Below are 13551 nucleotides of genomic sequence, written 5' to 3'. Positions count from 1 at the left end.
CAGTTCCCGGACGGACTCAGCCCCTTATCATCAGAGGTGTTAGAGCAGTTGGGGCTACAATTTGTGCTATTTGATTCTTACGATCCAGGTGATTTCTACGATGAACTATTTGCCTCTCCAGGGGAACCGAGACCCGAAGGCAAACTTTTAATAGATCGGCTTAATTCCCTGTCTCCAGAAGAAATTAGGATGCGACAACAGGCGGCGAAAACCGCCATGATGAAACTAGGGGCAACGTTTAACGTTTATAGCGATAGTGAGGGGACCGAGAGGATTTTGCCCTTTGATATGATTCCTCGTATTGTTTCCGCGCAGGAATGGGCGTATTTAGAACGAGGACTAATCCAGAGAATTCAGGCTCTCAATTTGTTTATATCTGACATTTACAGTGATCAGAAAATAGTCAAAGATGGTGTGATTCCTGAAGATTTGATTAACTCATCTAAAGGCTTTCTTAAACCCTGTATGGGAATTGAAGCCCCTAAAAATATTTGGTGTCATATCACGGGGACGGATTTAGTACGCGATCGCGATGGTCAATGGTATGTTTTAGAAGATAACCTACGCTGTCCCTCTGGGGTTTCCTATGTTCTGGAAAACCGACGGGTAATGAAAAGCACTTTTCCGCAAATCTTCGCTACCCTAGGCATTCAACCCGTTGATGAATATCCCAGTCATCTCCTAGATACTCTGCTGAATTTAGCCCCTTCCCACATAGATGACCCGACCGTGGTAGTTTTAACTCCGGGGATTTATAATTCTGCCTATTTTGAACATTCTTTCCTCGCCCAACAAATGGGAGTAGAATTGGTGGAAGGACGGGATTTGGTCATAGCAGATGGTTATGTGCAAATGCGAACCACAAAAGGTTTACAGCGGGTTGATGTCATTTACCGCCGCATTGATGATACTTTTATTGACCCCCTAGCCTTTAACCCTGAATCACTTTTAGGAGTTCCTGGTATCACCGAGGTCTATCGCAGTGGTCGCGTCGCCCTGGCTAATGCTTTGGGTACGGGTGTGGCTGATGATAAGGTAATTTATTCCTATGTCCCCCAGATGATTCGTTACTATTTGGGAGAAGATCAGATTTTGGCTAATGTTCCTACTTACTTGTGTTGGGAACCTCAGCAACTTGAATATGTGGTGGCTAACCTTGATAAATTAGTCGTTAAAGCCGCTAACGAAGCTGGTGGCTATGGGATGCTAGTTGGGACTCAAGCCACAGAAGAAGAACGACTAGAGTTTGCTGGACGCATTAAGGCGAACCCCCGCAATTATATCGCTCAACCTACCCTTTCTTTATCCCGCGTTCCTACCCTGCTAGGCGATAGCTTTGAGGGATGTCATGTCGATTTACGACCCTATATCCTTTACGGTCCTCAAGGGGTTTATGTTCATCCAGGCGGCTTGACCCGCGTGGCTATGAAAAAAGGTTCTTTGGTGGTGAACTCTTCCCAAGGGGGCGGCAGTAAGGATACTTGGGTTTTATTCTAATCTTGGCGGTAACTTTGTTAGCCACAATTGTCGTTACATTTTGAGTCGAAAAAACTATGCTCAGTCGTGTTGCTGATTCTATCTATTGGCTGAATTGCTATATAGAAAGGGCTGAAAATATTGCCCGATTTGTTGATGTTAACCAAAATTTGTTGTTGGACTCTCCTTCGGGAATGAAGCAACAATGGCGACCTTTGGTGTTAACTACTGGGGATTTAGAACTGTTTAAGGAACGCTACGGAGAGGCGACCGCTGAAAATGTGATTCAATTCCTGACTTTTGATAATCAGTATCCTAACTCGATTTTATCTTGTCTGCGGTTGGCGCGACAAAATGCGCGATCTGTCCGGGAAATTATTTCCTCGGAAATGTGGGAACAGGTCAATGAGTTTTATATGATGGTGCGAGATGCTGCTATGGGGGATAGCTCCTATTATTTGCCGGAGTTTTTTAATCAGGTGAAGCAGCAAGCCCATTTATTTGTTGGGGTTATGGATGCGACTATGACTCATAATGAGGGCTGGCATTTTGGAAGGATGGGAAGAATGCTAGAAAGGGCTGATAAAACTTCTCGGATTCTGGATGTTAAATATTTCATTTTGCTGCCTTCTGTGGAGGATGTGGGCACTACATTGGATGAAATTCAGTGGATCGCTTTGCTGAAATCTGCTAGTGCTTATGAGATGTATCGTAAACGCCGACAACACCGGATTACCCCTTTTGGTGTGGTAGAATTTCTGATTTTGGATCGGGAATTTCCTCGCTCGATTCAGTATTGCATATTACAGGCAGAGCGATCGCTTCAACATATTACCGGAACTAGGCCGGGAACTTGGAAAAATCCCGTAGACCTGGAGTTGGGACGTTTGCGATCGGAGTTGGACTATATCATGATTGATGAGATTATGAATCGGGGATTACATGAATTTCTCGATAATTTGCAAACCCGGATTAATATGATTCAAGAGAAAACGTTTGAAACATTTTTTGCCCTGGAACCTATGCCGGAAACAGCTAGTCAAAGTCAAGTAAGTTGACAGTGATATAATTATGCCTCTCTCCTTCCCCACCTATTCCCACTAACTGGGGGGTGGGGTGGGGCTGTACCTCGTCAGCCCTGTTCCTAATTGAAATACCCCTGACACAGTGATGATTTATAAGATTGTTCATACCACCATATACACCTATACTAAGTATGTGGAATTAACCCCCCATATCGTCCGCTTACGACCCCGTTCTGATGCCTTTCAGACTCTACAGAATTTTGCTATTGATGTGGTTCCCGAACCGAAAGGAATTTCGGCAATTGTTGACCTCAATGGTAATGATGTCCTGAAATTGTGGTTTGATGAACCTACGAAAGAATTAAAGATTAAAGTCAGTTCCCAAGTGGAAACCTATTGTAATAACCCCTTTAACTATTTGCTGGAACCTTGGGCGATGAGATTGCCGATCGCCGATTATCCGGCACCGATTTTAAGACATTTACAGCCTTATATAGAAGGGAGAGTTGACCCGGCGGCGGTGCAATTAGCCCAGGAAATTTGGCATGGTTCCCGGGGGGAAGTTCTCACGTTTTTAAGTGATTTAAATCAACGGATTTATCGAACTTGTCGCTATACTATTCGGGAAACTGGGGCGGCTTTCCCCCCCGGAATTACTTGGAGACAGCAAGCGGGTTCCTGTCGAGATCTGACGGTTTTATTTATGGAGGCTTGTCGGGCGATGGGTTTGGCGACTCGGTTTGTTAGTGGCTATCAGGAAGGGGATCTCAATAATAGCGATCGCCATCTTCACGCCTGGGCTGAGGTTTATCTTCCGGGGGGAGGATGGCGCGGTTATGACCCCACCCAAAATTTAGCTATAAGCGATCGCAATATCGCCCTGGTTTCTAGTGCCATTCCTGAATATGCTAGTCCCATCAACGGCAGTTTTCGGGGGCGAGGGGCATCTTCTCACATGAAATATGATTTATCCATTGAAAAACTCTGTTGATTAAGTATTTTAGCAGTCACATCAACAACCGATACCACTGCTATACTAGGTAAGGAATTTAATTATCCCGAACTTTTCCATCCTTTTCGCCTCTCAATGGGCATCAGATACCATAGTCATCACCTGAAAATCCTGAGCTTATTCAGATCGACAGAATCAGTGTAACAGAATATCCTGATCATATAGCCTGTATGTTGACTCACTATAATTCTGCAAATGAGGGTGAAAATATGAAAACTATTTTAGTAGTTGAAGATAATCCGATTAATTGGCAGATCTTTCAAAGAATTATCACCCGTAAAGGTGGGATGCTTGCCTGTCATACTGAGGATGTGGAAACTGTGATCAATATGGCAACTTCTAAACAAGCTGATCTGATTTTGATGGATATTTATCTCAACAATAGTTATTATGAGGGTCAACCCATTGATGGTATTAATACCCAAATGCTAAAAGCTAATCCCGAAACTGCTAGTTTGCCAGTGATTTTAGTGACAGCCCAAGGGGATGAAAGCGATCGCGAATATTTCCTGGCCCAAAGTGGCGCTGATGGTTACATCCCCAAACCCATTATCGATCATCAAGCCTTTATTAACCAAATTAAAGCCACAATTGCGGGGGATGTCCTAGCCGAAAATGAACAATAATAGAGGTTTTAAAATACGTCATTAATCTACCTGTTCAGCATGACGAATAGCGGTATCAGGTAAAATACTAGGGGGTGGAGAAATCTCGATCGCCTGTATATTTTCCATAGGAATTACTAACAAACGATCCTCTAGCTCTATAATAATTTCATGGGAACCCAAAATCTGTTGCAGAGGATTAATAGGGCTGCCCTGCAAGGTTTGATGAGGCATAAACTCAAACTGGTAGGACTCCCCATTGATATAATGAACCGTTAAGGAAATCGGAGTTAATTTACTCATTGACGACGTGCTTCTAACTGTTCATAAACGTTTCGTAAATCCACCTGATGATAAGCCAGAGCCACGAGGGAATGATAAAATAAATCGGCTACTTCTGAGGCGATCGCCTGCGGCTCATCATCCTTACAAGCCATAACTACTTCCGCCGCCTCTTCCCCAATTTTCTTGAGAATCTTATTATCTCCCCCCGCAAATAACTTACAGGTATAGGACTGGGAATTAGGATGATCTCGGCGATCGCAAATTACCTGAAACAAACCCGCCAAAGTATGCCCAGCAGAGCCATTTAACTGGGAGGGAGAATGAGCCACCCCAGCCACCAGAAAATTGCCCTGATGGTCATAGCGAATGGACTCGGGCATAATATCAGGATGCCAAAGTTGAATCTGTGACTGTTGAACCCACCACAGTTGTTGAGTCACCAGGGTTTTCTGTAGCGCCTCTCGGTTCATTGACCCCAAAGCCAAAATGCCACCATTTAAGATATCCTGAATGGCGATCGCTACCAGGCCCTGATCATCGTAACGAATTTTATCAATATCAATCAGATTCCCTAATTCTGGGGGTTTCCCGGCTGCCATAACTCCAATAAATGTCATAAAAAACACCACTACTGTTTAGAATATCATTTTGTGTCCTCACCGTTGGCAAATTTGGCACTAAAGCATCCGAACATCTAACCATAAGGAGATTAAAGTGGTAAGCACCCCATTACAAACAACCAAATCTGAAGAAATCTTCAGCGCCGCCCAAAAAATCATGCCAGGGGGGGTTAGCTCCCCAGTGCGTGCATTTAAATCCGTTGGCGGTCAACCCATAGTTTTCGATCGCGTCAAAGGAGCATATGTTTGGGACGTTGACGGGAACCAATATATTGACTATGTTGGCACTTGGGGGCCAGCTATTTGCGGTCATGCTCACCCAGAAGTAATCGCCGCCCTCCACGAGGCTCTCGAAAAAGGGACCAGTTTTGGCGCACCCTGTGCCCTAGAAAACGTTTTAGCAGAAATGGTGATCGATGCCGTTCCCAGCATCGAAATGGTCAGATTTGTTAACTCGGGCACGGAAGCCTGTATGTCCGTACTGCGGCTAATGCGAGCCTTTACGGGTCGCGAAAAAATCATCAAATTTGAGGGCTGCTACCACGGCCACGCGGATATGTTCCTAGTCAAAGCCGGATCGGGTGTGGCGACTCTCGGCTTACCCGATTCTCCCGGTGTACCTAAAAACGTGACTGTAAACACTCTCACCGCCCCCTACAATGACCTAGAAGCCGTCAAAAAACTATTTTCGGAAAATCCCGGTCAAATCGCAGGTATCATCCTAGAAGCCGTTGTAGGCAACTCTGGCTTTATTCCTCCTGATGCGGGTTTCCTGGAAGGTTTGCGGATGCTGACCGAGGACAATGGCGCTTTACTGGTATTTGATGAGGTGATGACTGGCTTCCGCATCGCCTACGGTGGGGCTCAAGAAAAATTTGGTGTCACCCCAGATTTAACCACTTTGGGTAAAATTATCGGTGGTGGCTTACCTGTGGGAGCCTATGGCGGTCGTCAGGATATTATGGCTATGGTCGCCCCAGCAGGTCCCATGTACCAGGCTGGAACTCTATCGGGAAATCCCCTAGCCATGACGGCGGGAATTAAGACTCTGGAACTATTGCAAAAGCCGGGGACTTATGAATATCTCGACCAAATTACCAAAAAGCTGAGTAATGGCTTATTGGAAATTGCTAAAGAAACAGGTCATGCGGCTTGTGGTGGGCAAATTAGCGCGATGTTTGGGTTCTTTTTTACGGAGGGACCTGTTCATAATTATGATCATGCTAAAAAGTCGGATTTGGCTAAGTTTGGCCGCTTCCATCGAGGTATGTTAGAACGGGGTATTTATTTGGCTCCTTCCCAATTTGAAGCCGGTTTTACTTCTTTTGTGCATACTGAGGAAGATATTGATCAAACTCTGGCGGCGGCGCGAGAAGTTTTATCTGGTCTGTAGATAATTCTGCCAGTCAATAGCTGGGTTTGTATGGGATTTTTGGTGAACTCTGAAGGTCTCATATAAAACCTGGTTTTGGCTGGGGTTTGTGGGGCTAATGTTAACCTGTTGATGGGGATGATTAATCACTGTAAAAAATTATTGATTGTGGGAGGAACTGCGGAAGCGACAGCCCTATATAATCGGGTGAAAACTATGGCGAATATAGAGGCGATCGCTTCTTTTGCGGGTCGCACTCAACAGCCAGTTACCCCGACAAATCCGGCGGCTTTTCGGATAGGCGGTTTTGGCGGTGTTCAGGGTTTAATCGACTACTTAAAACAACAAAAAATTGATATTTTAATTGATGTTACCCACCCCTTTGCTGCCCAAATTTCTGACCACGCGGCTATAGCAGCTAATGAATGTGGAATTAAACGGTTAATGGTTGTCCGTCCGGCTTGGGAAAAAGTCCCCGGCGATAACTGGGTTGAGGTGGATAGTCACTCACAGGCTACTATGGTTTTACCAGGGTTAGCTGAACGGGTATTTTTAACTATTGGTCGTCAGGAACTTTCCGCCTATGCTGAAGTTAAAAATATCTGGTTTTTCATGCGGATGATTGACCCCCCTCAGCCTAATTTACCTATACCTAGGGGGGAATTATTGTTACAACGGGGGCCTTTTTCGGTGGTAGATGAACTCTCAATTTTGCGGGAATATCAACTGGGTGCAATTGTTAGTAAAAATAGTGGCGGTGATTCTACCTACGCGAAAATTGTGGCGGCGCGAGAGTTAAAATTACCTGTGGTTATGGTGCAACGTCCTCCGGTTCCCATGGGGGAAACAGTGGCTGATATTGAGTCGGCGATCGCTTGGTTACAGAAACAATAAAGGGGATTTTAGTTATGGTTTAATCACTGACCATTGAGTGACAGTAGCTAAGGGTTTCCAGCCTAAAAAACTGCCAATGGCTGCGGTTCTTTCAATGCCAATTCTGGTAAGTTCTCCCCCTAATTGATGATGCCATTTTAACAGAATTAACTCACTCTCTACTGTGACGGTATTAGCCACTAGACGACCTCCCGATCGCAATTTTTCCCAACAGGTTTCTAACAGACCTGGGGTAGTAATACCACCACCAATAAAAATGGCATCCGGGGAAGGTAAATTAATTAATAATTCCGGTGCTTTTCCTGCTATAATTTTCAGGTGAGGCGTTCCTAAAGCTGTGGCATTATCAGCAATATATTGTAAGCGCCTGGGATGCTTTTCTATGGCTATACTTTGACAACGGCGATCGCTTCTCATCCACTCGATACCAATGGACCCACAACCTGCACCGACATCCCATAAAAGTTGTCCCGGTAGGGGAGATAATCGGCTGAGGGTAATCGCTCGCACTTCCTGTTTAGTTAACTGTCCGTCGTGGTCATAGGCGCTGTCAGGAAGTCCTGATAAACGAGGGGAAAAGTTAACCGGATTAGAACTAATACACTCCACGGCGATCGCATTTAAATCAGCCACTTCGTCAACATCCCAAGAGGAAGCGAAACCGGAAATTTGTCGCTCTTTTTTGCCTCCCAAATGTTCCAAAACGACGATTAAACTATCACCAAATCCTTGATGTGTTAGGAGTTCAGCCACGGCGGCGGGAGTGCGACTATTTGCACTTAAAATTAATAGACGCGCACCCCCATAAATTACGCCATTTAATAAAGCTACAGGACGACCACATAAACTCAGGGTTTCCACATGGGTTAAAGACCAACCCAAACGACTACACATTAGGCTAAATGTGGAAGTAGAAGGAATGATAGTAATTTCCTCAATGGGAAGGTGACGGGTAAGGGTAACGCCAATACCATACCACATCGGATCGCCACTGGCTAAAACACAGACGGGTTGACCACGGCGGCGGATAATTTCTGCGATCGACTCATCAATAGGAGAAGTCCAGAGGAGTTTTTCTCGGTTATCCTCCGGGGGTAACATTCCTAAATGACGTTGACCACCGACAACTACTGAAGCCATAGATAAAAGCGATCGCGCCGTGGCGCTTAACCCTTCTAACCCATCTTCCCCAATTCCTACAATTGATAACCATTTATGGGAAAAATCCCTGCTCACCATGATTTCTAGTTAAAATACCAGTATTCATGATATAGTATTTGGGTTTGTAGTTGGGAAAGTTCGGTGAGATTCCGACACTGTGCCGCAACTGTAATACAATATCAGAGCAAAAAATGGGTGATTTCATCGGGTAAATAGTCTTATTTATCCGGGAATTTAACCCTTAACTATCTGCTATTTTCTGAGTCAGAATGCCAACTACAAATTATTGATGAGTTGTCAAAATCAGCTAATTTTGCGGCTCACTCTCTGCGTCGCATGGAGAAACAAATCACCATGAATTGGTTAGTTAAAGCAAATGTTTGTCCGGGTCTATTTTATGGAACCAAAGCCCAGGATGGTTTTTTAATCCGCCTGCGGACTCCGGGAGGATTGATTAATAGTAAACAGGGTAAATTTTTGGGTCATTTATTAAGGGAGTGGGGAGGGAAGCTACAAGTAACTAATCGCGCTAATTTACAAATTCGGGGAGTGCAAAAAGCGCCAAGTCTAGCAGTTTTTGAGACGCTGCAACAATTAGATTTAGCCTCTCAAAATCCCTCCATAGACCACCTACGCAATGTTATGGGTAGTCCGACGGCGGGAATTGATAGTCAGGAGTTAGTTGATACTCGTCCCCTGATTAAAGCCTTGGATGATCTGATTCAAAATCACCCGTTAATTGGCGAACTTAGTCCTAAGTTTAGCATCGGAGTTGATGGAGGGGGAACAGTGGGAATTGGTATGCGTTCTCCGGTGGCTTGGGAACATCGATATAATGAGATTCAACTTAATACTATCTCGGTAAATGGTGGGGATAATGGCATTAATTTTCAGTTGGCGATCGCCGGAGATAAAAAGCTATATAATACTCAACTTGTCATCAAGCCAGAACAATGTTTATCCGTAGTCGCTACCCTTATTAATGTCTATGGGGAGTATGTCCGAAAAAATCCCTTAGATACCGGGAAAAAGCCTCGGATGAAACAGCTAATTGACAATCTAGGATTAGATACATATATCCAGCAAGTCAACAGCCAACTAACCCAGCCCTTGCCGATATTATCCGCTGAACCTACCCCTAGCAAACCCTATCATCATTTGGGAATTTATCCCCAAAAAAACGCCGAATTGTGTTATATTGGGATATCATTACACCTAGGACAAATTAATGCACAACAATGGTTAGGATTAGTCGAACTTTCCGAAACCTTTGGTAATGCCGAGTTAAGATTAACCCCTTGGCAAACAATTATAATGCCAAATATTCCCCATCATAAAATTAGCCAATTATTGCCGAAACTATCCTTATTAGGCTTCGCGGAAATTGAGTCAAATCAAGTGGCGATCGCTGCTTGTGGTGGTAAGCCTGGCTGTGCCGCATCACTTACCGACACTCAAACTCACGCCGCCCAATTAGCAGAATATCTCCACCAGCGATTAAATTTAGATACTCCTATTAATATTCATGTAACCGGCTGCCCTAAATTTTGCGCTCAACCTAGTCCCGCAGAAATTACCCTTTTAGGGCATACAATTAATCAAAATGGCGAAACTATGGAAGGTTACCAAGTTTATATCGGGGATAGTCAACAATCCTTAAAACACAAAATTTTTGAGGGAGTGTTTACCGAAATACCCGAATTTTTGGCTGAGTTTTTGCGCCAAAATCCTGGATTTAATTAATAACTAATTACCTAGAAATTTGCTGATGATAGACTACCTTCGCGACGGTAACCAAATTTATCAAAAATCCTTTGGAATAATTCGGGATGAAACGGACTTTAAAGGCTTATCAGATGATTTATCCCATGTGGCAGTTAGGCTAATTCATGCCTGCGGAATGACGGATATTGTCGGAGATTTAAACGCCTCAGAAGATGCGGTTAAAGCTGGACGGGAGGCACTACAGGAGGGAAAACCTATCTTTTGTGATGCTATGATGGTGGCTAGGGGAATTACCAAAAAACGCTTGCCTAAAAATAACCCGATTATTTGCACCCTAAATCATCCAGATGTTCCTGATATCGCCCGCCAGATTAATAATACTCGGTCGGCGGCGGCATTGGAGTTATGGGGGGATAATTTACAAGGGGCGGTGGTAGCAATTGGTAATGCACCGACTGCCCTCTTTCACCTGCTAGAAATGTTGGATGATGGTTTAGTGAAACCTGCACTGATTTTAGGGTTTCCGGTCGGCTTTGTCGGGGCGGCAGAGTCGAAACTTGAATTGGCATCTAATAGCCGTGGAATTCCATTTATGACACTGCATGGGCGGCGCGGTGGTAGTGCGATCGCAGCGGCGGCAGTAAATGCTTTAGCAAAGGAAAATGAATTATGACTAAATTAGGGCGACTTTATGGGTTGGGAATTGGTCCGGGAGATCCGGAATTACTAACTTTAAAAGCACATCGGATTTTAACAACTGTCCCGGTGATTGCTTATCCCAGTTTGGAAAATGGCAAGGTTTTAGCAAGGGCGATCGTTGCCGATTTTATCTCCCCTGATCAGATTGAAATTCCTATCCCCCTACCCTTTAGTGTGCAGCGATCGTCACAGCCTTATTATGATATGGGGGCGGAAAAAATTGCCGAACATCTTAGCGAGGGCAGAGATGTGGCGGTTTTGTGCCTGGGAGATCCGATGCTTTATGGTACGTTTATGTACATTTTTAATCGCTTATCTGGGCGGTTTGCAATTGAGGTTATACCGGGGATTTCTTCAGTGATGGCAAGTGCTGCTATGTTGGGAGTACCGATAACTTATCGCAATGATGTCTTTACGATTCTTCCGGCTACATTAGAGGCGGATATATTACGCGATCGCCTCTCCGTAGCTGATGCAGCCGCCATTATGAAATTAGGTCGGCATTTTGCCAAAGTTTATCAAATATTGCAAGATTTAGGACTACTACAAAGGGCTTTATATATTGAACGCGCTACTTGGAAAAATCAGGCAATTATCCCCATTACAGAAGTTGACCATAACTCAGTTACCTACTGGTCCTTAATTTTAGTACCTAGTCAAAATCTGCCCCAATAACCCATAATTAACCCTGAATTATCCCTAAGTTATGAACCAACCAGCCATTATTATTTTAACCGAAAATAGTCTTGATGTGGCTAAGAAAATTCAAAAAGCCCTAGGTCATGGGATTATCTACGGTTCCCCCAAACGCACCCAGTCGGCTGATTTAACCTATGATAATTTTGGGGATACGGTGCGGGAACTTTTCCAAACGGGAACCCCCATTATTGGGGTTTGTGCGGCGGGGATTTTAATTCGCACTGTCGCACCATTATTAATCAATAAATGGCAGGAACCTCCGGTTTTAGCTGTGGCTGAAGATGGTAGCGCTGTGGTGCCACTTTTAGGAGGTTTACAAGGGGTTAATGATTTGGCGCGTAAAATTGCCCAATTCTTGCAGGTTTCTCCGGCTATTACCACAACGGGAGAACTTCGATTTAAAACAGCTTTATTATCTCCCCCCAAGGGTTATAAATTGATTAATCCTGATGATGCCAAAACCTTTATTTCCGATTTGTTGGCGGGAGAACAAGTTAAATTGCTGGGGAATGCACCCTGGTTAGAAAATAGTAAATTGCCCTTTTCTGAACAGGGAAAATTGACCATTGAAATTGTAGATAAACCAGATATAGATACTTTTGAAACTAGGGGCGATCGCTTAATTTATCAGTTAGATAGTTCACCCGAAATCACTGGTAAATTAGCCATAATTGGCACGGGACCCGGAAGCCTTGATTGGCTCTCCCCCCAAGTGCGTGAGGTCTTAGAAAATGCCAGTGATTGGGTGGGTTATAAAACTTATTTAGACCTAGTTGAATTTTTAAGAAAACCCGAAATTATCCGCCATGAATCTGATAATAGGGTAGAATTAAATAGGGCGGAGACCGCCTTAGATTTAGCTGCTCAAGGGCGTTCAGTGGTGTTAATTTCTTCGGGCGATCCAGGAATTTACGCCATGGCTTCAGCGGTATTTGAAGTATTAGAAACCAAAGCCAAACCAGAATGGGAGGCGATCGCTATCCAGGTCTGTCCAGGTATTTCCGCCATGCAAGCCGCCGCCGCCAGAGTTGGCGCACCATTAGGACACGATTTCTGCGTCATTTCACTATCAGATATTCTCAAACCCTGGGATGTCATTATCAACCGCATTGAATTAGCCGCCCAAGCCGATTTAGCCATGGCATTTTATAACCCTGTTTCTCAAAAAAGAACCTGGCAACTTGACCAAGCAAAACAGATATTATTAAAGTGGAGGTCTCCCCAAACTCCCATTATATTAGCCCGCAATTTAGGCAGAAAAGGAGAAACCGTCACCGTCAAAATACTGGAACAATTAACCATTAAAGATGCCGATATGCGAACCATAATTTTAATTGGCAATAGCCAAACTCGCATCATTAACCAAAGCCAAAACCAGCAGTGGATTTACACACCACGCCATTATCCACCTTTCCCCAAATAGCCGGTTTATTTATACCCTCGTAGTCCGACATAATTAACAGCAGAACCCCATATAGGGCGGGTTTATTTATACCCTGGTGGTTTGACATAATTAACAGCAGAACCCCAGATAGGGCGGGTTTATTTATACCCTGGTGGTTTGATTTAATTAACAGCAGAACCCGCCCCTACAATTATCCATGATTAATTATCCATTATTAATTAATCACCGGGTGGGGGCGGGTTTATTTATACCCTGGTGGTTTGATTTAATTAACAGCAGAACCCCAGATAGGGCGGGTTTATTTATACCCTGGTGGTTTGATTTAATTAACAGCAGAACCCGCCCCTACAATTATCCATGATTAATTATCCATTATTAATTAATCACCGGGTGGGGGCGGGTTTATTTATACCCTGGTGGTTTGATTTAATTAACAGCAGAACCCCAGATAGGGCGGGTTTATTTATACCCTGGTGGTTTGACATAATTAACAGCAGAACCCGCCCCTACAATTATCCATTATTAATTAATCACTGGGTGGGGGCGGGTTTATTTATACCCTCGTAGTCCGAC

Annotated in this window: 15 protein-coding genes; 12 read left to right on the top strand and 3 right to left on the bottom strand. The window is 44.1% G+C overall.

Annotation, left to right across the window (positions count from 1 at the left end; translation table 11 throughout):
- Positions 1–63: 63 nt before the first annotated feature.
- The 4 genes from P5674_RS03525 (at position 64) to P5674_RS03510 (ending at position 4139) form a co-directional block, all read left to right on the top strand.
- The gene (locus tag P5674_RS03525) at positions 64–1497 is read left to right on the top strand and encodes a circularly permuted type 2 ATP-grasp protein (protein ID WP_006619504.1); all 1434 of its coding nucleotides are present in this window, start codon (positions 64–66) and stop codon (positions 1495–1497) included.
- Between the two features lie 56 nt (positions 1498–1553).
- The gene (locus P5674_RS03520; RefSeq protein ID WP_006619505.1) at positions 1554–2534 is read left to right on the top strand and encodes an alpha-E domain-containing protein; all 981 of its coding nucleotides are present in this window, start codon (positions 1554–1556) and stop codon (positions 2532–2534) included.
- Positions 2535–2646: 112 nt separating this feature from the next.
- A complete protein-coding gene (locus tag P5674_RS03515) occupies positions 2647–3492 on the top strand; it encodes a transglutaminase family protein (protein WP_014275628.1) in 846 nt (281 codons plus the stop codon).
- Between the two features lie 230 nt (positions 3493–3722).
- Positions 3723–4139: a response regulator gene (locus P5674_RS03510; RefSeq protein ID WP_014275627.1), complete on the top strand. Its 417-nt coding sequence runs from the start codon at positions 3723–3725 to the stop codon at positions 4137–4139.
- A gap of 21 nt (positions 4140–4160) precedes the next feature.
- Here the strand turns inward: P5674_RS03510 and P5674_RS03505 are convergent, their stop codons facing one another.
- Both P5674_RS03505 and hisE read right to left on the bottom strand, forming a co-directional pair.
- Positions 4161–4421 carry a hypothetical protein gene (locus P5674_RS03505; RefSeq protein WP_006619508.1) on the bottom strand — a complete coding sequence of 87 codons (261 nt, stop codon included), beginning with the start codon at positions 4419–4421 and terminating at the stop codon, positions 4161–4163.
- Positions 4418–5020, bottom strand: a complete 603-nt coding sequence (gene hisE / locus P5674_RS03500; protein ID WP_082824562.1) for a phosphoribosyl-ATP diphosphatase — start codon at positions 5018–5020, stop codon at positions 4418–4420. Before hisE ends, P5674_RS03505 begins: the two co-directional genes overlap by 4 nt.
- 97 nt (positions 5021–5117) lie before the next feature.
- Between hisE and hemL the strand changes: the two genes are divergently transcribed.
- Both hemL and P5674_RS03490 read left to right on the top strand, forming a co-directional pair.
- Entirely contained in the window at positions 5118–6416 is a 1299-nt protein-coding gene (gene hemL, locus P5674_RS03495; protein WP_062945781.1) for a glutamate-1-semialdehyde 2,1-aminomutase, read from the top strand.
- A gap of 117 nt (positions 6417–6533) precedes the next feature.
- The gene (locus tag P5674_RS03490; RefSeq protein WP_014275624.1) at positions 6534–7289 is read left to right on the top strand and encodes a cobalt-precorrin-6A reductase; all 756 of its coding nucleotides are present in this window, start codon (positions 6534–6536) and stop codon (positions 7287–7289) included.
- 12 nt (positions 7290–7301) lie between these two features.
- On the opposite strand, the gene P5674_RS03485 is transcribed toward P5674_RS03490, so the two are convergent.
- Positions 7302–8528, bottom strand: a complete 1227-nt coding sequence (locus tag P5674_RS03485; RefSeq protein ID WP_014275623.1) for a bifunctional cobalt-precorrin-7 (C(5))-methyltransferase/cobalt-precorrin-6B (C(15))-methyltransferase — start codon at positions 8526–8528, stop codon at positions 7302–7304.
- 216 nt (positions 8529–8744) lie between these two features.
- Between P5674_RS03485 and cobG the strand changes: the two genes are divergently transcribed.
- From cobG to P5674_RS03455, 6 genes are all read left to right on the top strand, one after another.
- Positions 8745–10193 carry a precorrin-3B synthase gene (cobG, locus tag P5674_RS03480; RefSeq protein ID WP_014275622.1) on the top strand — a complete coding sequence of 483 codons (1449 nt, stop codon included), beginning with the start codon at positions 8745–8747 and terminating at the stop codon, positions 10191–10193.
- Positions 10194–10218: 25 nt separating this feature from the next.
- Positions 10219–10848: a precorrin-8X methylmutase gene (locus P5674_RS03475; RefSeq protein WP_014275621.1), complete on the top strand. Its 630-nt coding sequence runs from the start codon at positions 10219–10221 to the stop codon at positions 10846–10848.
- The gene (gene cobI, locus P5674_RS03470) at positions 10845–11549 is read left to right on the top strand and encodes a precorrin-2 C(20)-methyltransferase (RefSeq protein ID WP_062945780.1); all 705 of its coding nucleotides are present in this window, start codon (positions 10845–10847) and stop codon (positions 11547–11549) included. Before P5674_RS03475 ends, cobI begins: the two co-directional genes overlap by 4 nt.
- Positions 11550–11580: 31 nt before the next feature.
- Entirely contained in the window at positions 11581–12996 is a 1416-nt protein-coding gene (gene cobJ / locus P5674_RS03465) for a precorrin-3B C(17)-methyltransferase (RefSeq protein ID WP_014275619.1), read from the top strand.
- 178 nt (positions 12997–13174) lie between these two features.
- Complete coding sequence (locus P5674_RS03460; protein ID WP_315669795.1) at positions 13175–13339, top strand: hypothetical protein; 165 nt, start codon at positions 13175–13177, stop codon at positions 13337–13339.
- A complete protein-coding gene (locus P5674_RS03455) occupies positions 13336–13545 on the top strand; it encodes a hypothetical protein (RefSeq protein WP_062945778.1) in 210 nt (69 codons plus the stop codon). Before P5674_RS03460 ends, P5674_RS03455 begins: the two co-directional genes overlap by 4 nt.
- The last annotated feature ends 6 nt before the right edge of the window (positions 13546–13551 follow it).

Source organism: Limnospira sp. PMC 289.06 (genome assembly GCF_032350395.1).
Classification (GTDB): domain Bacteria; phylum Cyanobacteriota; class Cyanobacteriia; order Cyanobacteriales; family Microcoleaceae; genus Limnospira; species Limnospira platensis.
This window is presented reverse-complemented; position numbering and strand designations above follow the sequence as displayed.